General features: G+C 45.7%; 30 protein-coding genes. 10 read left to right on the top strand and 20 right to left on the bottom strand.

The window, feature by feature from the left end:
* Positions 1 to 482, bottom strand: a 482-nt coding sequence (locus tag L2D08_RS16230; RefSeq protein ID WP_483863884.1) for an ACT domain-containing protein, incomplete at its 3' end; no start/stop codon positions are given.
* A gap of 385 nt (positions 483 to 867) precedes the next feature.
* Between L2D08_RS16230 and L2D08_RS16225 the strand changes: the two genes are divergently transcribed.
* Positions 868 to 1,974 (top strand): CAP domain-containing protein, encoded by a 1,107-nt coding sequence (locus L2D08_RS16225; protein WP_242235228.1) that lies wholly within the window; start codon positions 868 to 870, stop codon positions 1,972 to 1,974.
* A 132-nt stretch (positions 1,975 to 2,106) separates the two neighbouring features.
* On the opposite strand, the gene L2D08_RS16220 is transcribed toward L2D08_RS16225, so the two are convergent.
* The 9 genes from L2D08_RS16220 to L2D08_RS16180 form a co-directional block, all read right to left on the bottom strand.
* On the bottom strand, positions 2,107 to 2,307 hold the full coding sequence (locus L2D08_RS16220; protein WP_050183275.1) for a cold-shock protein: 201 nt from the start codon (positions 2,305 to 2,307) through the stop codon (positions 2,107 to 2,109).
* Positions 2,308 to 2,706: 399 nt separating this feature from the next.
* Complete coding sequence (locus L2D08_RS16215) at positions 2,707 to 3,333, bottom strand: FMN-dependent NADH-azoreductase (protein WP_242235226.1); 627 nt, start codon at positions 3,331 to 3,333, stop codon at positions 2,707 to 2,709.
* A 93-nt stretch (positions 3,334 to 3,426) separates the two neighbouring features.
* The gene (locus tag L2D08_RS16210; RefSeq protein ID WP_242235225.1) at positions 3,427 to 3,852 is read right to left on the bottom strand and encodes a MarR family winged helix-turn-helix transcriptional regulator; all 426 of its coding nucleotides are present in this window, start codon (positions 3,850 to 3,852) and stop codon (positions 3,427 to 3,429) included.
* A 98-nt stretch (positions 3,853 to 3,950) separates the two neighbouring features.
* A complete protein-coding gene (locus L2D08_RS16205; protein WP_242235224.1) occupies positions 3,951 to 4,175 on the bottom strand; it encodes an adenylate/guanylate cyclase domain-containing protein in 225 nt (74 codons plus the stop codon).
* 279 nt (positions 4,176 to 4,454) lie between these two features.
* Complete coding sequence (locus tag L2D08_RS16200) at positions 4,455 to 4,994, bottom strand: MFS transporter (RefSeq protein WP_242235222.1); 540 nt, start codon at positions 4,992 to 4,994, stop codon at positions 4,455 to 4,457.
* Positions 4,991 to 6,421 (bottom strand): FAD-binding oxidoreductase, encoded by a 1,431-nt coding sequence (locus L2D08_RS16195; RefSeq protein WP_242235220.1) that lies wholly within the window; start codon positions 6,419 to 6,421, stop codon positions 4,991 to 4,993. The genes L2D08_RS16200 and L2D08_RS16195 overlap by 4 nt, the downstream gene beginning before the upstream one ends.
* A gap of 106 nt (positions 6,422 to 6,527) precedes the next feature.
* The gene (locus L2D08_RS16190) at positions 6,528 to 6,851 is read right to left on the bottom strand and encodes an MGMT family protein (RefSeq protein WP_242235218.1); all 324 of its coding nucleotides are present in this window, start codon (positions 6,849 to 6,851) and stop codon (positions 6,528 to 6,530) included.
* Positions 6,848 to 8,572, bottom strand: a complete 1,725-nt coding sequence (gene ade, locus L2D08_RS16185) for an adenine deaminase (protein ID WP_242235215.1) — start codon at positions 8,570 to 8,572, stop codon at positions 6,848 to 6,850. The genes L2D08_RS16190 and ade overlap by 4 nt, the downstream gene beginning before the upstream one ends.
* Positions 8,573 to 8,878: 306 nt before the next feature.
* Positions 8,879 to 9,268 (bottom strand): tautomerase family protein, encoded by a 390-nt coding sequence (locus L2D08_RS16180; RefSeq protein ID WP_242235213.1) that lies wholly within the window; start codon positions 9,266 to 9,268, stop codon positions 8,879 to 8,881.
* A 206-nt stretch (positions 9,269 to 9,474) separates the two neighbouring features.
* Here L2D08_RS16180 and L2D08_RS16175 point away from each other — a divergent pair, with 206 nt between their 5' ends.
* From L2D08_RS16175 to L2D08_RS16165, 3 genes are read left to right on the top strand one after another with little or no spacing between them, the layout of a single operon-like run.
* Positions 9,475 to 10,314 (top strand): manganese catalase, encoded by an 840-nt coding sequence (locus L2D08_RS16175; protein WP_242235211.1) that lies wholly within the window; start codon positions 9,475 to 9,477, stop codon positions 10,312 to 10,314.
* Positions 10,315 to 10,329: 15 nt separating this feature from the next.
* Complete coding sequence (locus tag L2D08_RS16170) at positions 10,330 to 10,548, top strand: spore coat protein (RefSeq protein WP_242235209.1); 219 nt, start codon at positions 10,330 to 10,332, stop codon at positions 10,546 to 10,548.
* Between the two features lie 6 nt (positions 10,549 to 10,554).
* Entirely contained in the window at positions 10,555 to 10,914 is a 360-nt protein-coding gene (locus L2D08_RS16165) for a spore coat protein (protein WP_375337599.1), read from the top strand.
* 217 nt (positions 10,915 to 11,131) lie between these two features.
* On the opposite strand, the gene L2D08_RS16160 is transcribed toward L2D08_RS16165, so the two are convergent.
* Together L2D08_RS16160 and L2D08_RS16155 are read right to left on the bottom strand one after the other, a co-directional pair.
* Positions 11,132 to 11,278 carry a hypothetical protein gene (locus L2D08_RS16160; protein WP_242235207.1) on the bottom strand — a complete coding sequence of 49 codons (147 nt, stop codon included), beginning with the start codon at positions 11,276 to 11,278 and terminating at the stop codon, positions 11,132 to 11,134.
* A gap of 292 nt (positions 11,279 to 11,570) precedes the next feature.
* Positions 11,571 to 12,533, bottom strand: coding sequence for an EAL domain-containing protein (locus L2D08_RS16155; protein ID WP_242235206.1), 963 nt, complete (start codon positions 12,531 to 12,533; stop codon positions 11,571 to 11,573).
* A 218-nt stretch (positions 12,534 to 12,751) separates the two neighbouring features.
* Here L2D08_RS16155 and L2D08_RS16150 point away from each other — a divergent pair, with 218 nt between their 5' ends.
* Positions 12,752 to 13,144, top strand: coding sequence for a thiol-disulfide oxidoreductase DCC family protein (locus L2D08_RS16150; protein ID WP_242235204.1), 393 nt, complete (start codon positions 12,752 to 12,754; stop codon positions 13,142 to 13,144).
* Between the two features lie 32 nt (positions 13,145 to 13,176).
* On the opposite strand, the gene L2D08_RS16145 is transcribed toward L2D08_RS16150, so the two are convergent.
* On the bottom strand, positions 13,177 to 13,380 hold the full coding sequence (locus tag L2D08_RS16145; protein ID WP_242235202.1) for a hypothetical protein: 204 nt from the start codon (positions 13,378 to 13,380) through the stop codon (positions 13,177 to 13,179).
* Between the two features lie 405 nt (positions 13,381 to 13,785).
* Between L2D08_RS16145 and chrS the strand changes: the two genes are divergently transcribed.
* Positions 13,786 to 14,262 carry a chromate efflux transcriptional regulator ChrS gene (chrS, locus tag L2D08_RS16140; RefSeq protein ID WP_242235200.1) on the top strand — a complete coding sequence of 159 codons (477 nt, stop codon included), beginning with the start codon at positions 13,786 to 13,788 and terminating at the stop codon, positions 14,260 to 14,262.
* 76 nt (positions 14,263 to 14,338) lie between these two features.
* On the opposite strand, the gene L2D08_RS16135 is transcribed toward chrS, so the two are convergent.
* Entirely contained in the window at positions 14,339 to 15,568 is a 1,230-nt protein-coding gene (locus L2D08_RS16135; protein WP_242235198.1) for an MFS transporter, read from the bottom strand.
* Positions 15,569 to 15,799: 231 nt separating this feature from the next.
* Here L2D08_RS16135 and L2D08_RS16130 point away from each other — a divergent pair, with 231 nt between their 5' ends.
* Positions 15,800 to 16,369, top strand: a complete 570-nt coding sequence (locus tag L2D08_RS16130) for a chromate transporter (protein WP_242235196.1) — start codon at positions 15,800 to 15,802, stop codon at positions 16,367 to 16,369.
* On the top strand, positions 16,366 to 16,896 hold the full coding sequence (locus L2D08_RS16125) for a chromate transporter (RefSeq protein ID WP_242235193.1): 531 nt from the start codon (positions 16,366 to 16,368) through the stop codon (positions 16,894 to 16,896). Before L2D08_RS16130 ends, L2D08_RS16125 begins: the two co-directional genes overlap by 4 nt.
* A 133-nt stretch (positions 16,897 to 17,029) precedes the next feature.
* Here L2D08_RS16125 and L2D08_RS16120 read toward each other — a convergent pair whose 3' ends face one another.
* From L2D08_RS16120 to L2D08_RS16100, 5 genes are all read right to left on the bottom strand, one after another.
* On the bottom strand, positions 17,030 to 17,272 hold the full coding sequence (locus tag L2D08_RS16120) for a hypothetical protein (protein ID WP_242235192.1): 243 nt from the start codon (positions 17,270 to 17,272) through the stop codon (positions 17,030 to 17,032).
* Between the two features lie 265 nt (positions 17,273 to 17,537).
* The gene (locus L2D08_RS16115; protein WP_242235191.1) at positions 17,538 to 18,380 is read right to left on the bottom strand and encodes an HAD family hydrolase; all 843 of its coding nucleotides are present in this window, start codon (positions 18,378 to 18,380) and stop codon (positions 17,538 to 17,540) included.
* Between the two features lie 339 nt (positions 18,381 to 18,719).
* Positions 18,720 to 19,712, bottom strand: coding sequence for a LacI family DNA-binding transcriptional regulator (locus L2D08_RS16110; protein ID WP_242235190.1), 993 nt, complete (start codon positions 19,710 to 19,712; stop codon positions 18,720 to 18,722).
* A gap of 104 nt (positions 19,713 to 19,816) precedes the next feature.
* Positions 19,817 to 20,191: a hypothetical protein gene (locus L2D08_RS16105; protein WP_242235189.1), complete on the bottom strand. Its 375-nt coding sequence runs from the start codon at positions 20,189 to 20,191 to the stop codon at positions 19,817 to 19,819.
* A gap of 18 nt (positions 20,192 to 20,209) precedes the next feature.
* The gene (locus L2D08_RS16100; protein ID WP_242235187.1) at positions 20,210 to 20,980 is read right to left on the bottom strand and encodes an alpha/beta hydrolase; all 771 of its coding nucleotides are present in this window, start codon (positions 20,978 to 20,980) and stop codon (positions 20,210 to 20,212) included.
* Positions 20,981 to 21,158: 178 nt separating this feature from the next.
* Between L2D08_RS16100 and L2D08_RS16095 the strand changes: the two genes are divergently transcribed.
* Both L2D08_RS16095 and L2D08_RS16090 read left to right on the top strand, forming a co-directional pair.
* Positions 21,159 to 21,638: a DUF2243 domain-containing protein gene (locus tag L2D08_RS16095; RefSeq protein WP_242235185.1), complete on the top strand. Its 480-nt coding sequence runs from the start codon at positions 21,159 to 21,161 to the stop codon at positions 21,636 to 21,638.
* Positions 21,628 to 22,422, top strand: a complete 795-nt coding sequence (locus L2D08_RS16090) for a cytochrome c oxidase assembly protein (protein ID WP_242235183.1) — start codon at positions 21,628 to 21,630, stop codon at positions 22,420 to 22,422. The genes L2D08_RS16095 and L2D08_RS16090 overlap by 11 nt, the downstream gene beginning before the upstream one ends.
* 157 nt (positions 22,423 to 22,579) lie before the next feature.
* On the opposite strand, the gene L2D08_RS16085 is transcribed toward L2D08_RS16090, so the two are convergent.
* Positions 22,580 to 24,994: a heavy metal translocating P-type ATPase gene (locus tag L2D08_RS16085; RefSeq protein WP_242235181.1), complete on the bottom strand. Its 2,415-nt coding sequence runs from the start codon at positions 24,992 to 24,994 to the stop codon at positions 22,580 to 22,582.
* Positions 24,995 to 25,016 lie beyond the last annotated feature (22 nt).

Raw genomic sequence — 25,016 nt, 5'->3', positions numbered from 1 at the left:
GGCATGCCGGCAACCGGGCCGATATCACCCAGCCCTAAAATGGCCGTTCCGTCTGTGACAACGGCCACACTGTTGCCAATGTTTGTATAGATTTTTGCTTTTTCCGGCTCTGCCTGAATCACTTTGCATACATCCGCAACCCCTGGTGTGTACACGCGGCTCAAGTCTGCGAGTGTCTGGATTGGCACCCGGCTTTTCATCTGTACTTTGCCGCCTTCGTGGGCACGAAGCACTTCGTCCGATACCGCCTGCACGCGGAATCCTTCCAGTTCGTTGATGCTTTCAATAATGCCTGCAAGCTGATCTTCCTGTTCAATCTGCACGGTGATGTTCCGCTGCGTGTAAGCCGGGCCTACTTTAATCGTTTCTACTTCCCCGATATCACCGCCACGCAGCCCGATAGCCGTTGCTACTTTTCCAAGGCTGCCCGGAACGGATGGAATTTCAATCATTAACGTACGAATTAACTTATTGTATGCCATGCTTATTGTACCTCCATTAAAATAAAAAACTTCCTTTCTCTATCATAGCGCTTTCAATCTGATTTTTCTGCATAAAAAACTTAAAAAATTATGTGAATTTTTTCACATATAAATCTATATCTCTTTCTTCTGATGATTTTTGCCTGTTATGTATAATGATTCTTCCAATGGAAAAACTATATTAATAAAAATGAGCTTGTTTTCTGCCTTATGGTTTTCCTTGAATGTACTCTGTTGCTATCAAAGATGCGAATCCATATGTTAAACTGCTTAAAAGAAGCCGGGTCCGTTTTAGGCCACACGCTCTTCCTGCTCAGCTGCTGCCGCTTTGCGTGAAAAATAAGCATATTTCCGTTAAAATAAAGAAAGAACGGAGTGTGAATGATTGAAAAAATTATTATCTGTTGTGTTGCTGCTTGTTGTGGCTTTTAATACACGGCCGCTGTGGGAAGAATATGCCGAGCCGTATGTGAATTTGGCTTTTATGGACGTGATCAGTGACGAGCTGGAAGACATAAGAAAAAGTTCTGCTGTAACTGGTACTGTGGATAGAGTGACAAGTGAAGTAAAAAGCCTCGTGGGCATAGCGCCAAAAACCGTAGAGAAAGCTGAACAGCCGGCGCTGGCTGCTCCGGAATCCCAGACGTTTTCCGTTTACAATATTCAAATTGGGGACAGCCGTTCAAAGGTGGAGCAGGAAGTCGGAGTACCGAAACGCCATTCTCAAAATGAGTATGGAACCGAATGGTATGCTTATCACGAAAATTATCAAAACTTTTTGATGGTGTCTTATGACGAAGAAAACCGCGTGAACGGGCTTTATACGAACCACAACTTGATTTCCTCGAAAAACGGTATTGCCTTGAATACACCTCAAGAAAATGTCCGTGAAAAGCTTGGCGAACCAATGGATAAAATGCGTAAAGGGCTGACGTATTATATCTTAAATGAAACAAATGAACATGATTACTACCATATGGACGACAGCTATGTAACCATTTTTTATGATGTACATGAACAGGATACCGTTACAGCTATTCTTATTTTAGATGAAGATCTAGAAGCGGAAAAAAAGGGCATGTACGGTGAAAACAGTCCGGCACTGCGCAAAGGGTTTGAATACCAGCTGTTTGATGTGACAAACGCCGCCCGGGTTGTGCACGGACTGCCGGTACTCACATGGGATGATCCGGTCAGTGGCACGGCACGGGAGCACAGCCAGGATATGGCTCAGCATGTGTATTTTGATCATACAAACCTTGAAGGCCAGTCACCATTTGACCGGATGGAGGAAGACCGTATTCACTTTACAACTGCCGGTGAAAACCTTGCTTATGGGCAATTCAGCAGTATTTTTGCACACGAGGGCTTAATGAACTCCGCCGGCCATCGAAAAAATATTTTAAATGGTGATTTCCACTACTTAGGAGTAGGGGTTGCGCTAAACGGCGAAAACCAGCCTTACTTCACGGAAAACTTTTTTAATAACTAAGCCTGACGTTTATGGGGCAGGCTTTTTTATGGAACGCTTTTTTTGCCCGTCATGGAACAGGAACATCCGCCCAAGCGAGCAAACAAAAAAGGCAGCCTCAAAGAGGCTGCCTTTTTATGATGTTATATAAAATTATGCTTTTTGTACGTTAGTTGCTTGAGGACCACGTTGTCCTTGTTCAACTTCGAATGTTACTTCTTGACCTTCGTCAAGAGTTTTGTAGCCTTCGCCTTGAATTGCTGAGAAATGAACGAATACGTCGTCTCCAGCTTCGCGCTCGATGAAGCCGAAACCTTTTTCTGCGTTAAACCATTTTACTTTACCTTGTTCCATGTTATGTTGCCTCCCGTTGTGCATCTGCACAAAATAATACTATTCCTGCTCAAAGCAATATCAAGACAATAAGCTTTTACAGCACTTGTACCTCTCGAACAAAAATAATTCTCATTTATCATAACAGCTTTTCAAAAAATAAGCAAGCGATTCAAAAAAGAAAATGTTTTCATTTCCTTTTTACGGAAAATCTTTTTACCCATAGGCGTGTGCACCGAGCAGGCTCCCGCAACGCTCAAAGGTGCGCGAAGTCCGGCCGTCTTCCCCTATCGGCTCTTTTTAAGAAATGATATTTCCCGAAAAGTCCCTGCCGGTTTCGACGTTGAAAACTTTCATAAAAAAGACTGTCGACACTGTCGACAGTCTCAGCTGTTCCTATTAAAGGAACAGCCTCATGAATTAAAATGTCCGCGCCGCTTCCGCTGCGAGCTTAATACCGTCTGCAATGATTTCTGCTGAACGGTCCGGGAATTGATTATGTCCCTCAATGACAATAGTCTGTACATCTTCTACGCCCCAGAAAGCCATAATGGTTTGTACATATTTTGCCGACATTTCAAGGTCTGCCGCTGGGCCTTCTGAATAAACACCGCCGCGCGCATTTAAAAGCATCACTTTTTTATCCTGTAAAAGACCGACTGGGCCTTCTGCCGTATATTTAAACGTCTGCCCCGCCTGGCCTAGGTAATCAAGGTATGTGTGAAGAACAGCTGGAATCGTGAAGTTCCAAAGAGGGAATGCGAAAACTACTTTGTCTGCTTCCAAAAATTGATTCAAATATTTTGTAACAAGTCCTGTTGCTGCTTTTTCACTTTCCGTTAATTCCATCCCGCGGGCTAATTTGAACATGCCGTTAATTTTATCGTTGTCGTAGTACGGAAGGTTTTCTGCAAAAAGATCTAATTCTGTGATCGTATCCGCCGGGTGCTCGGCGCGGTACGCCTCTAAAAATGCATTATATAGCTGCACGCTCACTGCTTGGTCCGCTGGGCGTGAATTGGCTTTTACAAATAAAACGTTTGTCATTTTTGTTTCCTCCAGTTATTTTGTTACTTTTAATCACTAAAAGAATTGTATCACACACTTAGTTGCTATAGCAACTATTTAGTGCGGACTTTTTTATTTCATATTGGTCCGCATTTTTGTTAAAATTCTGCGCACTTCCTCCAGCTCTTTTGCTGTAATGCCTTCTGTAACAGCACGATGAAAGGCTTCAACAACCGGTATCACGTCATCTTGAAGAGCTGTGCCGGTTTCAGTAAGAAAAATCCGTACGGAACGCCGGTCGCCGGCTTCGGTCACCCGTTTAATAAACCCTTTTTGCTCAAGGCTTGATACCATGCGGGTAATATTTGTTTTGTCCTTTTCAAGCTGCTCGGACAACTCCTGCTGAGTCCGTCCGTCCCGCTCCCAAAGCAGCATCATAATTAAATTTTGCTCCGGGGCGAGCTGAAATGGGGCAAGGCGTTCTTTTACACAGTTTGTGATTTTTAAATCTGTTTGGTGAATAAAAATGCTGATATAATCTTTCAATTTAATATCCATAATCAGTCCTCCATCATCCGGTCTTAAGAAACCGCACATGTACCAGCCCCTGGTATAGTCGTGAGCTGCATAATTTGCACTTTGTCTTGAATGCCAGATCATTTTTTAGCCGTGCTTTTCGCACTGAATGAAAATTCCTTCGCGATCCCGGCAAACGATTCCCGTTGCCATTCCTGGCTACTGACTATAATATCGCCGCCTTCGCTTTGCTGCTGAATACGTGCACCTGTATTTACAGTATAGCCAAAATAATCAAGCAGGCCATTCGCGTTGACCGCGATCGTCGGCCCCGTAAACAATCCGACTTTAATAACGAAGTCCATTTCATTCAGTTCGTTAAAAAAGCGACTTTCGACTGCTACACATTCTTGTTTCCCAGTTTCCCCGGCTGACGTTTAGCGGCCTCTCTCCGCTGGCTATCGCTTTTATTTTCCTCACTCATGTAATCATTGACCGACGAATCCTTGCTGCCTGGTGGCTGCGGACTATTATGAAAGCCTGGAGACCGGAATCGGGCTGGCTTGGGATTATTGTAGGCCAAATCTTTCATCTGCTTGTTCTAACAGCGGCATTGCACCTATAAGCAAAAGGGTTTGATATCATCAGCCGGTTTTCGGCTCTTTCCATATGATGAATCCACTCATAACGTACATAAGAGATGCCAGATAGAAAATGGTGGCAATCGTTAAAAAATCAACGAGGTAACCGGTAAAGATGACCGCCGCGGCTGCGGCAATAGAGGTCCAGAAGTGATAGCGGCCTATATCGGCGCCGGCCTGACCTTGGTCTGCATGCCGGGCCAAGGCCGCTTTTTCAGTGTTTTTTTGCACAGCACCCAGCACCCCCATGCACACTTGAAGACCATATACCTGCCATACGCTTGTGGCAAGCGGGAAAAACAGCAGCAGCACAGCCATGGCCATTGAATAAAAAATGAGCAGGACCCGGTCCCCTAATCGATCGGCCGCCTTTCCAATCACCGGATAAGCGAGGGCAGACGTTAATGCAAAAAGGCCGTACGCCCAGCCAAATTGTGAGTAGCTGTCCCCCACATTCCTCAGCAGCAAAACATAAAATGGAAAAATCATGCTTCCTGCCATTAAAACGAGACTTTGAGACGTGACAAACCGACGATAATTCATTGTTGATACTCCTCATAAAAATAGTTTGTAAACCGCTTCTTTGGATCCATCTCCTGCTTTTTCTTAAAAAAAGCAGGAGCAAGCGGATATGCTTTCCTCAGCTGTTCCTTCGTTGGAAAGGAGTAATAGGGCAGGTAATAGCTGCCGCGGTGGTTCAAGGTGACATCAATCATTTCCTGTATAACCGCTTTTGACTGCTCCACCTCCTGCTTTGACCTTCCTTGATTGATTAAAAGTACAAGTGCAAACATGTCTTCCTTTGCATAAGACAAAACAGCCTGATCATTTTTTTCTACGTAGCGGATGGTAATGTTCAAAAGGTTAAACTTGTCTTTTTTCTCAAGAAGGTTCCGCATATCATCGATATAAGAAGCAAATTCATCTGTCGGAATAAAGTACTCCTGCAGCACTTCGGTTCTCTCGCCGCTTTCATAGTCCATAAAATCCGTTTCCGAACGCATGACGTTATTTCTCGATTCAAGTGAACCATCTTCTTGAAGCATATACTGCTTTTGAATATCCCAAAACGTCTCTTTTCCCCATTCACTGTAACGGGACAAGCCGAGGAAAAGCTTTGGCAGCGCCACAATCCGCTCTTCCTTCAACTCTTTATAGCTTGTCAGCATGTCCTGATTTTGGGCTTTTATATAATCTGTTACATACATGCTGCGCAGAAAAGAAGAAGGGGCGACCGAAATACGTGCCAAATGCATTTTTACCGCTTCATTTTCTTTTACCTGCTGCCCAAAATAGCGGGTGTAGTCTCGATAATCAAGTTCTCTCGTTCTTTTTTGATACAGTTCATCTTCCGTCAAAGAAAGCGTAGCATCTAAAATAATGCCAAATAAGCCGTAGCCGCCAATCACGTAAGGAAACCATTCTGCATTTTCCTCTCTGCTGACGCGGATAATGGTGCCGTCCGGTTTTAACAGCCGAAATGATTTTACTGTCGTGATAAGGGCCTCGTTCCGAATATCCCGGCCATGTACATTCACGCTTAATGAGCCGCCAACCGTAAAAATGTTTTGGGATTGCATCACTTTTACGGAAAGGCCGTAAGGATTAATGTACCGCTGGATATCATCCCATGTCGCTCCGCTTTGAACAGTAATCCATTTTTCCTCCGGATCAAAGTCAATAACGTTATTAAAAGGTTTCATATCAATCATAACGGCTCCCGGATAGTAGGTCTGTCCGCCCTGGCTGTGCTGCATTCCTGCAATCGTCAGCTGAGTCCCCGTACGGTTTGCTTCCTGTACAATTTTCTTCAACGTTTGTTCGCCATCTGCCCGTTCAATTGTTTTCACCTGCGCAGGCAGAAGACGCCCTGCATCTTCAACGGCTGGCCGGGAATAAACATGGCTGTAAAGATAAACAGAAGCGGTGAATAAAACACCGTACAAGCAAACGAATAACCCTTTTTTCATGTTTTTGCGCCCCTTTTGCCAAACTTCAACTTCCATACTTTTCTACTTCAACTATACCAAAAAAAGGGTGCTGCCGGGCAGGCTTGTAAACAGCCAAAAAAGCGGATCAGCCCTTTTTTGGATGATCCGCTTTTTCAGTTATTTTATTCCAATTGACACGCCCATCTTCTGTAAAAGAAACGCCTTCTTCCCTCAAACGGCGGCGCTGTTCGGCTTTTGCTTCTTCACCCGGCACATTTATTTCACCCCGGGCATTTACAACCCGGTACCAGGGCAGGTTATGTTTCTCACCCATCGAATGCAAAATGCGGACTACCTGGCGGGCAGCACGAGGACTTCCGGCCAGGCGTGCTACCTGCCCATATGTGACAACAACACCTTCTGGAATACTTTTAAGTACACGAACGACGTCTTCTGTAAATGGCGTCACTCCGGAATTCCTACTTCAATATGACGGAAAGCATCTACATCAAACAATCCTTTGTCTGTCAGCTTTAAGCTTGGAATAACGGGCAGGCACAGGAAAGATAAAATCATAAAAATATTTTGTGACTCCTCCGCTACAAGAGACAGCTGTTCGTGCAGATGGTGCAGCTCCTCGATCACTTCTTCATACGGCTTTTCTGACATAATGCCGCCGACACGAAGAGGAACTGATGCCAGAACCTTTCCGCTTTCTACAATCACAAGGCCGCCCTGCATGCGCTCTGACGCTTCAATGGCTGCCAAAATGTCTTCATCATTTGTTCCGGCTGCGACCAGGTTATGTGAATCATGTGCGACAGTTGACGCAATCGCACCCCGCTTCAGTCCGAGCCCGCTGACGATACCTGCGCCGATGCTGCCGGTTGCATGGTGGCGCTCACACACCACAATTTTCAGCTGATCGCGCGCTGCATCCGGCACGAAAAAGCCATTTTCTACTTTGACATCAGCTTCTATTTTATTTGTAATAATCCGTCCCGGTACAACGCCGATGATCATGGCTTTTTGTCCGTCCTTCAGTGGAATCTGCAAGGATTCTTTCGTAACCTTTTTTATATTAAGCGATGATTGAACCGATTCTGGCACGGCAGCACGGAGGCTTTCAGAAGCAGCTAGATCCAGCACCCGGCCGTCCTTTATAATCGTTTCCGGCTGGAGTGTCTTCAAGCTGGCCGTGATCAAAATATCTGCTGTGTATCCAGGAGCAATAGCTCCTTTATTTTTCAAGCCGTGGCATACCGCATTATTGATCGTCGCCATTTGAATGGCAATCAGTGGATCGAGCCCATGCTCGATTGCCAGGCGTGCTGCAAAATTAACGGTCCCTTCTTCAGCCAGCTCATCCAAATGTTTATCATCTGTACAAAAAGAAAACCGGCTGCTGTTCCGCTCATGAATAGCCGGCAGGAGGGCAAGCAGGTCTTTAGCAGCCGACCCTTCCCGTACAAGAACATGCATCCCCCGGCGTACACGCGAAACCGCCTCCTCTGCTGTTACGGCTTCATGATCGTTGCGGATGCCGGCTGTGCTGTAAACGTTCAACGCTGCATCCGGCAATCCCGCCGCATGACCGTCTACAGTTAAATTTGCTTCCGTTGTCATCTCAATTTTGGCAAGCATGCCTGTATCTCCATTTAAAACAGAAGGATAATCCATAACTTCTGCCAGGCCGATCACATTTTTGTGAGGCAGGTATGGGCGCAGGTCATCCGCCGTTAACGTGGCACCGTTCTGCTCAAACGGGGTTGCCGGTACACAGGAAGGCAGCTTCATTAAAATATCAACATCTGTCCCGGCTGCATCCTCCAGCATAAAGTCGATGCCAACTCGTCCCGCCACATTGGCAATTTCATGTGGGTCTGTTACAACGGTCGTCACGCCGTGTTTAATAAGAGCCCGCGAAAACTCCGACGGTGTCACCATCGTTGATTCAATATGGATATGGCCGTCGATAAAGCCCGGCATCACATACTTGCCCGACGCATCTACGATCTTTTTTCCTTTCGGATACGTGCCGATGCCGACAATGCAGCCATCTTTGATCGCAACATCCGCTTGAAACGTTTCAAGTGAAAAAACGTCTACCAATGTCCCGTTTTGAATAATAATATCCGCTTCCTCCGGGCGCTGTGCTGTTTCGATCAATTTTTTTAGTGCATTTGTCATGCCGCTTCCCCCTTTATTTTTTCTGTTCTGTCGGCATTTGTGAATTCTCTCACTAGTTTTTCATATTTTACTCGGAAAAAAATATGGTTGCAAATAATTTTTTATTTAAAAAAACAGGCTCTTTTTTGTCAGCGCTGACAAAAAAGAGCCTGTTTGTACTTCTTCTTATAATAAATAATTTTGTTTATTTATATACGGATCGGTCATTTCCGCCACTTCCGGCTCGATCCCTTAAAAAGGGCAAAACCCGCTTTTAAAAAGCAATTAAAAAATCCATTTCAGAAAGTATCTGAAATGGATGGCCGGTTAAAGATCACCTGTTAAAAACTGCGCTTTGCCAAAGCCGAAGCTCCAATCGGCATCTCCATTGATGGAAAGAGAAATCATGACGTCTTTTGGATCGATCCCGCAGCTTTCCTGCAACTCTTCTACCATGTACTGATACAGCTTCTGTTTTTGTTCTTCGGTTCTTTGCTTGCTTACAATACTGATTACCACGACATCTTTTGACCGTTCAAACCCAAGTCCAGTGTCTTCAATAATCATTTCATGAGCCGGATGCTGGTGAACGATTTGATAGCGGTCACGTTCCGGTACTTGAAATGCTCTGAGCATCCCCCGGTGAGCCGCATCAAGCAGCCCTTTCAGCTCTTCTTCCGTTCTTCCTTCAATGACATCAAAACGAAGCAATGGCATAACAGAGTCCCTCCAATTCTTATGTACACTTTCACTCTATCATGGTTACCTTTCTTTCACAATGTTCATGCAATTCTAATTAACTTATCACTTGTTCATGCAAGTGATTTTTTTCCTATTTTTTCGACTTAAGGATTCTGGAGCAGAAAAGAAGGGTACGACAAATAAAGACACAACATTCTATTATGCTGAAGGAGGATTTTTTGATGTTCCGTCACCAGAAAGAATTACAGTTTGAAGTAAAAGTAGAACGTCCAGACCCGCTGCTTGCCCGCCAGATTCAAGAGGTGCTCGGCGGCCAGTTTGGAGAAATGACGGTCATGATGCAATATTTGTTCCAGGGCTTTAACTGCCGGGGAGAAGAAAAGTATAAGGATATGCTGATGGATATCGGTACAGAAGAAATCGGCCACGTCGAAATGCTTTGTGCCCTGATCAGCCAGCTTCTAGACGGGGCATCGCCAGAAGCACAGGCCGAAGCAGCGGAAGACCCCGCCATCGCTGCCATTATGGGCGGTATTAATCCGCAGCACTTGCTTGTGAGCGGACTTGGCGGCCTGCCAACCAACTCAAACGGTGTACCGTGGAACGGAAACTATATTGTAGCGAGCGGCAACCTGCTTGCCGATATGCGCTCTAATCTGCACGCTGAATCTCAAGGGCGCCTGCAGGTTGCACGCCTATACCATATGACAAAAGACGAAGGCGTCCGGGCTGTATTCCGTAAAATGCTCGCCCGTGACCGCTATCACCAATATCAATGGATGGAAGCCATTGCGGAGCTGGAAGAGAAAAACGGCGTAGCCGTGCCGGCCTCCTTCCCTCCAGAAGCAGAGCAGGAAGCACAGCCGCACGCGTTTGAGTTCTGGGATCTTTCAGAAGGATCGGAATCTGCCGAAGGACGCTGGGCAAAAGGCAGTGCACCAGATGGAACCGGTGACTATGTTTATTTAAAAGATCCAGCGCCGCAAGGTCAAAAACCGATGCCGGCTGTTCCTCCGACTGCGATTCACCATGATTTAGACGGAAAAGCAACCGATAAATAAAAAGGAGTGATGAGCATGGCCAAATCGTTAGCAATGCATGAGAAGCTGGAAGTTCATGAAGTTCTTTTATTTAAAACAGCCTGCTTGACAAAAAGCACCGCCATGCTTGACCTTGTCAAGGATTCAAATCTGAAAAAATTGCTGAAGGAAGATATTAAGCTTTCTAAAAAAGCGATTAAAGATTTGCAGTCTGTGCTCGAAGACGACCAAAAACAAACAGCGAAAGGCAGGTAAGCATGGATGGCAAAAAAAAATGAAAAAGATGTGGTACTCGACGACCTGGCCATCGCGACTGATTTTCTTATTACAGCTAAAGCCGGTGTACGAAATTTAGCCGTAGCCATTACAGAAACGGCTACGCCAGAAGTGAAGCAGCTGCTGCGTCGAGAACTTGATAACGCAATTGACCTGCATGATAAAATGGCCCAGTATATGATTGATAATGAAATGTATCATGCGTATGACATAGAAGAGCAGGTCACACACGATCTTGAGAAAGCAGACAAAGCACTGTCTATTGCTCCTTCCGCTCAATCATCCGGCGGAGGCAAAAGCAGTTCTGCGAAAAAATCATCTGCTAAGAAGGCAAAAAGCAAATAAAAAAGCATCCGGTGAAAGCCGGATGCTTCAGAGTTTAGACAAACCCTATTTTCGAAAAGAACTTCTGCGAAAATGGGGGTTTCGTCTTTTTATTTTAGCTTGTTTAGTTGACCTTTGACTAAAACAACACAAAATCTTGATCGCTCATTCAATATAAAAAAAGACTGTCGACTTTGTCGGCAGCCTCAAGCATCCGATGAAAGCCGGATGCTTTTTTCTATAAAATAAGCGCGATCGCTTTTTGAAGCAATTCAATGTCTTTGGCAATTTGTTTTTTGATAGCGCCGTTGTGGCAGCGTGCATAGTCCATGTACAACAACGTGAGCTCCTGCTTAAAAATACACCGATCTGCTGCTATTCCCATGGCTGTCACTTCCTTTGCATGACTTTTCTTTTTAGCCTTTTAGTAATAATTACCCAATCGAAAGGAAAATATTCACCGTCATGTAAAGTTTTTAAACTCTGTATTTTCAAAACACTTCGGTTAAATAAAGCTCACTTGGCGTGGTGGGAGGTTCTTTCGTAACCGGCGCTCTTGCTCTTTCCCCGCCGCAAGGCTTCATAGGGACCGGCTTTCCTCTTGTAGCAGGCGTGTTCGTATTTAGCCAGCCACTCAAAAAACCGTCCAACAGCTCTTAAGCCGGACGGTTTTTCTTTTAACCCACTGCAGGTTCTGCAGAGGGCTTTCCAAAGTAATATCCTTGCACAAGCGGGATGCCTGCCGCAAGACAATACTCATATTCTTCTTTGCGCTCAATGCCTTCTGCGAGTGTTTTAATTCCCAGATTTGACGCCGTTTTCAGCGCTCTTTCAATAAATAATTGTTTATCCCCGTCCTGATCACAAAACGAGACGTGCGTACGGTCAATTTTAATGTAGTCCGGCTTTAGCTTCTCAAGCATTTCAATCGTGGAAAAGCCGGCCCCAACGTCATCAAGCGCTACTTTAATGCCTTCTTGCTTATAAACATTCAGCACTTTTCTTAGGTGCTCAATATCTTCTATCTTCTCCGTTTCAACCACTTCAAACACAAGATCGCCAGGATTTACATTGTATTTTTCGATAATCCGAAACGTATGCTGCAGGCAGAATTCCGGATTGTAAATGGTGGAAGGCAAAAAGTTAATAAAGCTTTTCTGTCCATTTCGAATGTATTTTTTACGGGCAATGATGGCACTTTCTCTTGCCTGCTTATCCAAGTAGGAGTGCATACCCAGCTTTTGAGCGGCAGCAAACAGACGGCCCGGCGGGATTGAAGCTTCTTTGTTCGTCCGCAGAAGCGATTCATACCCGTATATGCTGCCGGTGCCTGCGTCAACAACCGGCTGGAGAAAGCTGACAAATTGGCCCTTTTCAATGACACGGATCACTTCCTGGTGAGAAAACCATTCTGCCACTTCTCCAATGGGTGCGGTGCGAAGCGGCGCCTCGTCATCCGGGCGCCCAATCCCGCCTATTAACGTCCCTTCCTGCTTCTCCTGGACAGTTTGAAGCTTTTTCTCCGCTTCTTTCATCGTTTGAAAATCGATAAATGACCACTCTTTCTCATTTGAAATAAACAGGCGGCCCGGTTCATAAAATCGAATGGGAACCCGGCATTCCATACAGCTTTCCCGCATATGTATATACTCCTTTTTATCAAAAATAAACACTAAAAACAGCGAACATTACTTAAGTCCCCTTTTTGGATGCTCCATAAACTTTAACGGAAAAATAATGAGTATTTTTTAATTAAACTTTTGTCCTGAATCATCTCCATTCTGGTCTATAGTTTGAAGAGGGGGAAAATCGGTTAGACTAATAAGAGCAGACTGCTTAAATGAGGAGGAATTTAATCATGACAGCAATCGTTTTATTCGACGGGGATTGTAATTTTTGCGATGCCAGCGTTCAATTTATTATACAGCGTGATTCCAAAGGCTATTTTAATTACGCATCACTTCAAAGTGATGTCGGCCAAAAGCTGCTAAAAGAGCACAATATACCGGAAGACCTTGATAGTTTTGTGCTTGTAGAGGATGGACAGGCTTATATTAAATCAACTGCTGCTTTAAGGGTAGCCCGCCGCCTGGATGGAGCATGGAAATTGCTTTATGCGCTGGTAGCCGTTCCAGCACCGCTTCGCAACCTCGTATATGATTATGTGGCGGCAAACCGGTACAAATGGTTTGGCAAAAAAAGCGACCACTGTATGCTTCCATCACCGGAAGTGCGCCAGCGATTTTTATAAAAAAGGAGAACCTGCCTGGGCAGGTTCTTTTTTCAGTTTGTAGCCAAATGATATGGATGACTGTGCACATGAATAGGACGGATCGGCGGCGTCCAGGCAGCTCCGCTTTCCATGGGGCAGGCGCTGAGTCCGATTTCTCCTCGTGGCTTCACCGGTCTCAGCTGCCCGCTCGTCCCATAGGAGTCTGCACCGCCCTCCCGCCGCCAAGTGGCTTGCGACAAGATTGTATAGGTCATATCTTTCTGTTTAAAAAAGAGACATGTCTATTTAGTCCATGCTTGTGGATCTTCAACACTACTTAGTGAAGCCTGCCGGACGAAGACTCCTGCGGGAAGTACAGTGAGTCGGGAGACCCCGCAGGCGCAGCCGAGGAGGCTCCCGCCTGCCCGTAGAACGCGAAGTCCGGCGGCTTCACTTATCGGCTCTTTTTTTAAAAGCAAAGACTTTGTCTATATTGAAAGAAACTGCTCAGGCAAGTTCTTTTTTTATGGACAGAAAACCTGCCAAACGGGTGTATTCTTTTTTCTTGTTCCACTATGATAGAAGCTGGCGGTCGGTCTTTTTCTGCTTAAAGGTTTATACACATAAACAGATCGTGATACACTAAACGCGCACTACTTTTATAATGGAGCTGACACAGTATGTTATCAAAATACAGCATTCCCGACTTGAATATTGACGAAATAGACAAACATATTTTGTCTATTCTGCATGAAAACAGCCGCATTTCCTACACGGACATCGCAAAGCAAGTGGACCTCTCCCGTGTTGCTGTTCAAGCCAGAATTAATAACTTAATGGAGCAGGGTGTCATTGAAAAATTCACAACCGTCATTAATCCGGCAAAGATCGGTATGCACGTATCTGCTTTTTTCAATGTAGAAGTAGAGCCTCAATTTTTAGAAAAAGTGGCTGACCACCTTCAAAATGAACCGGCTGTGACAAGCTTGTATCATATGACCGGTCCCAGCAAGCTTCATATGCATGGGATTTTTACTGACAATCAGGAGATGGAGCGCTTTTTGGCAGAAAAGCTGTATCCGCTTCAGGGCGTCGTAAGTGTTGACTGCCAGATTTTAATTAAACGGTACAAAAGCCGAATGGGCATGAAACTGTAATCAATAGCAAACGATTTTCACATATGAAAAAGAGGCTGCCTGCCCCGGCAGCCTCTTTTTTTGTTGTCTCCCTTCTTTACACCACTTTCTCGCTTTCTGTAAATTCTTGATCTTCTTGTTCCTGGCTGCCTTTATGATCGGTAAACAGGAACATAATCGCTCCGAAAATAAGCAGTGCCCCTGATAAATAAAAACCAAACTCCAATTTCCCGGTCACATCTGCAAAAAAGCCGGTAATGTAGGGAGCAAAAATTGAAGACAGCATGCCGCTGAAGTTAAAAAAACCGTACACTCTTGAATACATAGAAGGCGGTGTAATATCAGCCATATACGAGATCAGCACTGGATCCAGTGCCAGTTTTCCAAGCAGTCCGTACAGGGCAAGACCTACAAGCAAAAGCGAGTAGTTTTCCGTATATGGAATGGCGAATTGACAGATAGCCCCGGCCAGTGCCAGTGAAATAATCAACGGCTTTCTGTTTTTAATTTTATCGGACAAAAAGCCAAATAAGATAGCGCCTGGAATGGAAGCCCATGGCACCAATGAAGCTATGATGCCTGTCTGGGAAGCTTCTACGCCTCTGACCGTCTGCAAATAGTAAGGCAGCCATGTGAGCATGCCGAAGAATCCATAAAGCGAGCAGAAAATAAGCACATAAACAAGAATATGATTTTTCGTAAACAGTTTTTTCATATCCAGTTTTTCTGCTTTTTTCGCTGATGCTTCTTTTCTCTTATGTGTATCATCCCGTACAAAAACCGCAATTAAAATGGCAACGATAATAGTCGGTACCGCAAACACGTAAAACGGATACTGCCATCCTTTATTTAAGGTGTACGTAAAATAACTGGACGCCATAAAACCAAGTGAAATACCGAAGGCCATCCCGCTGTTGATCAGGGCCGATACAAGGCCCCGGTATTTTTTAGGTGTAATGGTGGAAGAAATACCATATTGGGAGCCGTAATACGTTCCTTCTCCAAGCCCCGTCAGCGCGCGCATCATTAAAAATATAAGAAAGGTTGTCGCCACCCCGCTTAAATAAGTGGCCACTCCAAACAGTAGATAGCCAATGACGAGCACTTTTACACGGCCAAACTTGTCTGCCAAAAAGCCGGTTGGAATCTGCATCGCAGCATAAGCAGCGAAAAACACCGTTGACATTAAGCCAAGCTGCGATTTATCAAGGCTCCACTCTTCGCCGATACTTCCCATAACAGGTGAAAGAATATTCCGGTCTGCATACATAAAGACCCAGCCAAGGAAAAAAAGAAAAATAACAACTGCAGGATGTGTTTTTTTCATGTACGGTGCCCCTTTTCATAAATTGATAGGAACAGCATAAAGAAAAAAAACCACTTCTTGTTCATTTGCGGCAGAAAATCTCCCATAGATTTTCTTCGAAACGTAATCGTTTTATCTTTTTTTATTACTATCCGAATGTTAATATGGACTAAACAATACAATTGGTTTGATAATACAAAATCTGTTCTGAACGTGTTTCACTTCCACTACGATGATAGAAAGGATGTTTTTATGAAGCAGCTCGATATTTTTATCGCTTTTTTCCGCAGCAGCATGCTCGGCTACGGCGGCGGCCCGACGACCATCCCACTTGTTCAAAAAGAAGTGGTCGAGCGGTTTAAATGGATGGATAATGAAGAATTTGGAGACATTTTAGCGATTGGCAACACGCTTCCAGGCCCCATTAATACCAAAATGGCCGGTTATATTGGATACCGGGTCGGCGGGGTACTCGGCACGATCAATGCCATTTTAGCGACCATTCTGCCGACCATTTTATTAATGATTTTTCTGCTGACGACCTTAACTGCTTTTAAAGACCTGGCCTGGGTGCAGGGAATGACAAGGGGCGTTTTGCCCGTCGTCGGCATTATGCTGGCCGTGTTGACAAAAGATTTTCTTCAAAGCTCGATGAAAGGCTTGAAGTGGGGAACGGTCGCTGTTCATGTTGTAATTGGACTTTTATTGATTGAGTTTCTTCATGTTCATCCTGCCATTTTAATTGCCGCTTTGCTGCTGTTTGCTTTCTTTAGGCCGGTTAAAGATAAAACAGCTGACAAAAAGAAAGGACGGCCCGCATGATTTATTTACATATTTTCTGGGTATTTTTCATGACGAATCTGCTCGGCTACGGCGGCGGCCCAGCTACAATCCCGCTTATTCAAAAAGAAGTTGTGGACCGCTATGGGTGGATGACCGTACAGGAATTTAACGAAGCTTTCGCAATGGGAAATGCACTGCCCGGCCCCATCGCCACGAAGATGGGCGGTTATATCGGCTTCCAGGAAGGAGGCTGGCTGGGTGCCGTACTGGCAGTGCTGGCTACCGTACTGCCTTCTCTTCTATTAATGATCTCTTTAATGGGCATTTTGTATAAAAACCGGACCTCCCCGCGTGTAAAACGAATGACCGCTTATGTAAAGCCGACCATTGCTGTTTTACTTGGCGTGATGGCGTTTCAAGCTTTTTTCGACTCATACGTTCAAATCAGCCCTTTGCATATTTTCATTCTGGCGGCGGGCAGCTACTGGCTGATGGAAAAAAGAAAAATCCATCCCGGCCTGGTCGTCCTGTCTTCACTTATTTACGGAGCTGTTTTTCTTTCTTAACCGAAAAGCGTGAATGAAGGCCTGCTGTCTGGCGGCCATCATTCACGCTTTTTTGAGCCTTTGCTTGAATATAAATCATTTTTTCTATTATAGCTTATATAAGTTGAATTAAACCTTTTGAACCCGCGGTTTATTATCGAATTCCTTTTAGAAAAGAAGTGTAATGGGCTGCAGGCTGGCGGCTGCGCTTTCCTGCAGGGCGAACGCTGAACCAGCCGCCGCTTCGCGCTGCTCGTTTCAGCCTGTCCGCTCGTCCCGCAGTAGTCTCCGCCGCATCCCTCCGCCCGTAGCTTTTAGGAAAGAAGCGATCACGAATGAATAGATACAGACTCTTTCTTCTTTTTGATAAGAGAAGAAAAACAAGCATGTTTGACACTTGCTGTTTTTCCTCTCCGCAAAGGCGGCAGACGCGGAGCGTACACTCGACTAACGGGCGACGGAGCCGCAGAGCGGTGAGGCCGGTGAAGGTGAACTTATCAACTGCCCCATGAAACGCGCAGCCCTGCAAATGCGGATGTCCCATTGCCCGGGCTAAGCGCTGTTCTAATACGCTTTTTCTGAAAAGTAGTATATAAAATCCTTTATCCAACTTATATAGCGAGAAAAATAGCTGGCTTTTCCCTCATGTTCCCATTTACATTTCAGCTCAGCTTTTTCTTTAAAAATCGGTACAGTCCATCTTCTTTATAGGAAAACTCCGTTACTTCATCCGCCTTCTGTTTCACAAAATCGGTGGCGTTTTTCATGGCCACGCAATAACCGGCCAGCTCAAAAAGCGGCAGATCATTTTCTCCGTCACCTACTGCCAGTATCTCTTCTCTCTTTAAACGAAAGTGATCAAGCAGCTTTTTCACACCCGTTGCTTTTGAAACTCCTTCTACTGTTACCTCCACATTATGGTGTGTAGACGAAGCAGTCGTAAAAGCGATATCTGTTTTTACCTGTTCCAGCTCTGCCTTCCATCCATCCATTACCGCTTTGTCCCGGCTGAAAAAGTAAATCTTCGCTGCATTCTCGGCATGCAGCTCACTCGTCCACTGGATCTTAGACTGAACCGCTTCCTGGCGGGACAGCCATTCATTCTCGTGAACGGCTTCAGGCTTCGGCTCTGTTGCAATCTCTGTCATAACCGCCCGGTCTTTCTCAAGTGCCGTCCGCGCTCCCTCGTTCGGATGAATTTCATAATAAATGCCCCATTCTCCTGCCTTCAAGGCCAGTTTCCGCACCAGTTCCGGCGGCAGTGCGTGCTGTGAAATTTGTTTCTCGCCTAAAAAAGCGGACATGCCGTTGGCTGTCACGATGCCGTCTACTTTAAAACGCGGCGGCAGCACATCCCTTGCTTCTTTTAACGTCCTGCCCGTAGCAATAAACACGAGCATGCCGCTTTGCCGAAGTTCTGCCACATAGTCGGTCAGTGTATCGTTCACCGTGTTAAATTCCGTTAATGTTGTTCCATCCAAATCTAAAACAATTGCTTTATACATGATTCCGTCACCTCAATATCATCTCGATCTCTTTCTCATTATGTACGTATTCCCCCAAAGAATGTCCACTATTTTAATTGTACGAGAAAAAGCTCATTTTTCAGGAAACAGACCTTCTCTCCAGCCCTTTTATGAAAAAACCGCATTTCTAGTTATAAAACTATTTTAAAACCTGTATTTCCGCGTCTGGTATCGTTACCAGAGGCTGTTTTTCGGCTCTTTTACTCCCTTTTTCAATAAATTGGAATAAACTATTTTTAAAAATATAACCCCTATAAAATCAGCGTTGGTATCGTTCCCATACTGTTTTTTAAAAAATTGCGGGAAAAAACCCCGCAATTAAGTAGATTTTCGAACAATAATGTCACTCGGCAGCTCGTATGGCTCCATCTCTGCCTGGTTATTGTGAAGAAGCTCTAATATGACCTGGGTCGCTTTTTGACCCATTCCATCAGCAGGCTGTTGGATTGTTGTTAATGCCGGAGTGATCCACTGAGCTATCGGCTGGTTGCCAAAACCCATAATCGCCAGATCTTCTGGAACGCGGACTCCCTGCTCGTTTGCTTGTGTGATCATGCCAGCGGCAATGTCATCGCTTCCCGTAAAAACAGCAGTAGGCCGATCTTCCATACTCATAACATGAGTAAGCAGCTGCTTTCCATCCTCGGTTGTATGCCGATCGACGAAGATCCAGGCAGGATTAATAGAGAGTCCTGCTTCTGCCATTGCTTTTTGGTAGCCCTGGTTGCGATCCTTGTCTCTTCCTTTTTCAGCAAAAAGAGCGCCGGTGCAATAACCAATTCTTTGATGCCCTTGTTGAATCAAATGTTTAATGCCTGCATACGTGCCACTTAATTGATCAAACTTAATAACCGGAACAGACGGTTCGGGAATATCTTCGTTGCACAGTACAATCGGGCCGTGCTTCGTAAACGGCTGAATGTCCTTCCAATCGTTTTCTAAAGCGGCTATGATCATACCATCTGCCTGCTTTGTTTTCAGCAGATTTAAAAAAAGCCGTTCTTTTTCTTTGTCTCCGCTGCTCTGGCATATCATCGTTCTATAGCCCTTTTCATACGCCGTTTGCTCAACAGCTGCGGTTAAAGAAGCGAAAAAGGGGTCGGTAACAGCTGGAACCACAACCCCAATCGTCATCGTCAGCTGTCCTCTTAATCTTCTGGCAGCCGGGTTTGGATGATAATCGAGTTCTTTCATCGCCTGCAGCACAAGGGCACGGTTTTCTTCGGATACATAATCTTGATTGTTGATTACACGGGATACGGTTGTTTTCGATAAACCGGCTCTCTTCGCTACATCTAAAATGGTTGCCATCCTGCTTCCTTCTTTCTTTGATTCTAATTTCGTACATTGTAGCGCTTATTTAAATCTCCATGCAAGGACACAAAAAAACAGCTGGGCTTTACCCAGCTGCTTTTTTAGGATTCCGGCTCTGCTTCTGTCCGGAGGGCGTTGAAAAATTCAAGAATGTACCGATAGCTGTTTCCAAAGTCGCCAAGCATTCCTTCTTTTGAGCAGTAGACGTCAATGGCAGATTGCATCGGCGTAATGTTGTAAATGGTGATAACCATGCCATATGCTCCTTTTTCAAGCATGATTTCTCCCCTCACTACGTCTTCATTCAACAGCGCCCACCCGGCGAACTTACCGTTTTGAACAACCTTCTTTATGTCATTAATGAGCGACTCGCGGCTTTTCCGGTAATAGCGGGTTTTAAGCGAGGATTCTTTCGGATTTTCTTTTGTTTCTTCATGCTTTCTCCAAATTCCAGTTATAACGCGTGCTGTTGACATAGCTTTCCCCCCATGCAGTTAGTTTTTCAGTGGCAGCCAGTGGAGCACATCTTGAATTTTCCGGTCCCAATAGCCCCACTCATGCGATCCCGAATCAAATTGTGCCGTTACATCAAAAAATGTTTTGTCACATGCTTCTTTAAAACGGAGGTTGTCTTCATACAAGAAGTCTTCTGTGCCGCAGCATTGATACAGGGCCGGCTTTTCGGGGGCGTGCTGTGCTGTTTCCAGCAGTGTGAACAAATCATGCTTCGTGCCGGCTACCCGCCCGTCTCCAAAAACAAGTTCAAACAAACGGTCACGGCTTCCCTCTTCCACCCGGCTTACAATATCGACTGCCCCGGACAAACTGGCTGCTGCGCTAAACCGCTCCGGCTGTGACAGCGCCCATTTCAACGCCCCGTAGCCTCCCATTGAAAGCCCCGCGACAAAATTATCCTCCCGGGCATCGGATAACGGAAAAAAAGATTGTGCTATGGCCGGCAGTTCTTCTGTTAAAAACGTCCAGTACCGGCTTCCGTACGCCATGTCCGTATAAAAGCTATGGTGAACCTGCGGCATCACAACAGCAAGTCCGAGCGGTGCTGCATACCGTTCGATAGAGGTCCGGCGTGTCCAGATCGTATCATCATCACTCAGTCCATGAAGCAAATAAAGTGTCTGATGTTTACTGCTGGTCTTTTTGCTTTGCATACCGATCTGTGAGTGGGTTTGCTGGGGAAGAATAACCGTCATGGATGTGCTTAATTGTAAAACGTCGGAGTAGAATTGACAGTGAAGAAGCGCCATTTTTTCACCCTTTTTAATTTCAGAATATTTTTATTATATCATTCTCTTTTATTCTTCTGATAGATATATGGTTCATTTCAGAAGAAATAATTTACCGTATAAAAGAATGAACCTTCCAGTGTATGGGTACAACAAAAACAGATAGACTGATTACACGAACGGCAGAAAGGAGTTTTCTATGGCTGTCCAATCCAAGGAAGACCGCAGATCTTCCCATTTTCCCAGGCGTAATCTCTGGTCCGGCTTTTTATTTGGCATTGGCTTTGTTGCTTTTTTTGATGAAGCTGTTTTTCACCAGCTGCTTCACTGGCATCACTTTTACGACAAATCCACCACAAGCGCCGGGCTCGTTTCTGACGGCTTTTTTCATGCGTTCAGCTGGTTCGCTACTGTAGGCGGGCTGTTTCTGTTTGCGGATCTGCGCCGCCGGAAGGGTCTTCTCTTAAAAAAGTGGATCGGCGGGGTGCTGCTGGGTGCCGGTATATTCCAGCTTTACGACGGTACCGTTCAGCACAAGCTTATGCGCCTTCACCAAATTCGTTACGTAGAGAATGTATGGATATATGACCTTGTTTGGAATACGACCGCCGTTTTAATAATGGTAATTGGAGCGGCTCTTGCTTTCCGCACGAAAAAAGGTGGACGGAATGCACAATGAGCATCATATGCAGACCGCTCTGTCTGCCTCCCTTTGGCTCGCTTTACCTTTTTTGGCTGCACTTCTTTTATACGCCTGGGCCGCTTTTCACTCGAGCCGCCGCTATTCATCCTGGCCGCTTTTCCGCACCCTTTTATGGATAGGCGGCATCCTTTGCTCCCTGGCAGCGGTTATCGGTCCTTTGGCGGAAAAAGCCCATATGAATTTTATCGCCCATATGGCCGGCCATCTGCTTCTTGGCATGCTGGCTCCTCTTTTTATGGTGCTGGCCGCGCCCATCACGCTGATTTTGCGGACACTGCCTGTAGAGCAGGCGCGGCGCGTGTCCCGGCTGCTTCAAAGCCGGCTGCTTCGCTTTGCCATAGATCCTATAACAGCGTTCGTGTTAAACATCGGCGGACTTTGGCTGCTTTATACAACTAGCTTGTATGCACACATGCAGGAAAATGTGCTGATTCATATGTTTGTTCATTTCCATGTGTTTTTGGCTGGTTACGTATTTTTTTCTTCTATTCTTTGCATTGACCCGGCGCCCCACCGCAGGTCTTTTCACTTCCGGGCTGCTGTTCTTATACTCGCACTGGCCGGGCACAGCATTTTATCCAAATTTCTTTATGCGCATCCCCCAGCCGGTGTTTCTTCCGCTCAGGCAGAAATGGGCAGCATGCTCATGTATTACGGTGGAGATGCAGTTGACCTTATCCTGGTCATTCTGTTTTGTGCGCAATGGTTTCACGCTGCCCGGCCAAGAAAATCCGCCAGCTCAAAAACCGTTCAGCTTTAACGTCAAAAAAGCCGCCTCTTTTTATAGAGCCGGCTTTCTAACTTCATTCTTCATTTACACTTTTTTAGCCAGAAAATAAAAATCAGGGCCGGAAAATCTTACAGCACGGCCGGATTTTCTTTTTTCCGGCCGTAGACCTATCACTGAATTTTCTTTTTTACAGTTTTACTTTTTGCAGACGCAAAGCGTTTACGACAACTGAAACCGAGCTAAAAGCCATTGCTGCGCCGGCAAGCCATGGAGCCAGAAAGCCAAGTGCGGCGACCGGAATCCCAAGCGTATTATAGCCGAATGCCCAAAACAGGTTTTGCTTCACATTCCGAATTGTTTTTTTGCTCATCAGGATTGCATCCGCAATACCGTTCAAGTCGCCGCGGATCAAGGTAATATCGGCCGCTTCCATGGCCACATCGGTTCCGGTGCCGATCGCCATGCCTATATCGGCTGTGGCAAGCGCCGGTGCATCATTAATGCCATCGCCAACCATGGCAACATGCCGTCCCTCCTGCTGCAGCTTCTTTACTTCGTTCGCTTTGCCTTCTGGCAGTACTTCCGCAATAACGTAGTCAATACCAACCTGACGGGCAATCGCCTGCGCGGTCTGCTCGTTGTCTCCTGTCATCATCACAACATGAAGACCCATTTCTTTTAAGCGGCGTACCGCTTCTTTTGACGTTTCTTTTACGGTGTCTGCCACCGCAATAATACCCGCGTATCGTCCATCCACAGCCACAAGCATCGCGGTTTTCCCTTCCCGCTCAAGAGCTGCCATACTTTCTCCGGCGCCCTGTATGTTGACGTTTTTCTCATTCATCAGCTTGCGCGTTCCAACCAGCACGTCTCTTCCTTCCACTACAGCTCGAATGCCAAAGCCCGGAATCGCTTCAAACTGCTCACCCGGTTTCAATGTAATGCCTTTATCTAAAATACCTTTTACAATTGCCTGGGCAAGCGGGTGCTCCGACTGCTTCTCAGCCGCACCTGTCAGCGCAAGAAGAACGGCTTCTTCTATTTCATATGGGAGCACATCAGTTAAAACAGGTGTCCCGTTTGTAACGGTTCCCGTTTTATCGAGCACGATCGTATCGATTTTGTGCGCCGTTTCTAAATGCTCGCCGCCTTTAAAGAGAATGCCGTATTCTGCCGCCCGTCCTGAACCCGCCATGATGGATGTTGGAGTAGCCAGACCAAGGGCACACGGGCACGCAATCACAAGCACGGCAATCAGCTTCTCAAGTGCCTGGGCAAAATTACCCGGTTCAACAAGGAGGAACCAAATAAGAAACGTTAAAAGAGCCAGGCCGACGACAATAGGAACGAAAATACCGGAAATTTGATCCGCAAGCCGCTGAATCGGCGCTTTTGACCCCTGCGCCTGCTCGACCGTGCGGATAATTTGCGCAAGCGCGGTGTCCCGTCCGACCTTCGTGGCTTTTATTTTTAAAAAGCCGTTTTTGTTGACCGTAGCGCCAATCACTTCATCGCCTTTGCGTTTATCGACCGGCAGGCTCTCACCCGTCAGCATCGATTCATCGACAGCGCACTGTCCCTCTGTAACAATGCCATCAACTGGTACTTTTTCACCAGGCCGGACATGAATCAAGTCACCTGTCATCACTTGTTCGAGCGGTATTTCTATTTCATTTCCACCGCGTTCGATAATCGCTGTTTTTGCCTGCAGGCTCATCAATTTTTTGATCGCCTCGGATGAACGCCCTTTCGCTTTTGCTTCAAACAACTTCCCAAGCAGAATCAGCGTAATTAAAATTGCACTTGTTTCATAATAAAGCTCTGGTGCGTGGCCACTGTGTCCCATTGACTCAAACGACAAATACAAGCTGTAAAAGTATGCCGCCGAGGTGCCAAGCGCCACAAGAACGTCCATATTGGCACTTTTGTTTTTCAGAGCTTTGTATGCCCCAATATAAAACTGGCTGCCAATAATAAATTGCACCGGCGTGGCAAGAACAAGCTGAAACCACGGATTCATGAAAAGTGCTGGAACGTAAAGATTCGATGTAAAACCAAAGTGCCCGGCCATTGCCCATAAAAGCGGCAGAGATAAAAGAGCGGAAACAACAAACTTTGTTGTCTGCTTTTTAATTTCTCTTTGCCGGTAATCAACGGATTCTTTGTCGCTTTCTTCTTTTAACACGGCACCGTAACCGAGTGAATCCACTTTTTTAATAATATCCGCCGGTGATAAAACGGACGGGTTGTATTGAACGGCTGCACGCTCAAGGGCGAGGTTAACAGCCGCATTATGAATGCCGTCCAGCTTGTTTAATCCTTTTTCAATTCGGGTGGCGCAGGCGGCACAGGTCATCCCTGTAATAGAAAATTCATCTTTTTCTGAGACAACCTCATAACCGAGATCATGAACTTTTTTCTGCAGATCAGCTTCGGTTATTTTGGACGGATCATATCGAACGGTCGATTTTTCCAGCGCTAGATTCACCGTTGCCTGCTCAACACCATCCAGTTTATTGAGCCCTTTTTCAATCCGGGTGGCGCAGGCGGCACAGGTCATCCCTGAAATCTGCATGTTTGTTTCTTTTGGTGAGGCACTCATTCCTTTTCCTCCTCATACCTAT

This window comes from Domibacillus sp. PGB-M46, from assembly GCF_022668875.1.
Classification (GTDB): domain Bacteria; phylum Bacillota; class Bacilli; order Bacillales; family Domibacillaceae; genus Domibacillus.
This window is presented reverse-complemented; position numbering and strand designations above follow the sequence as displayed.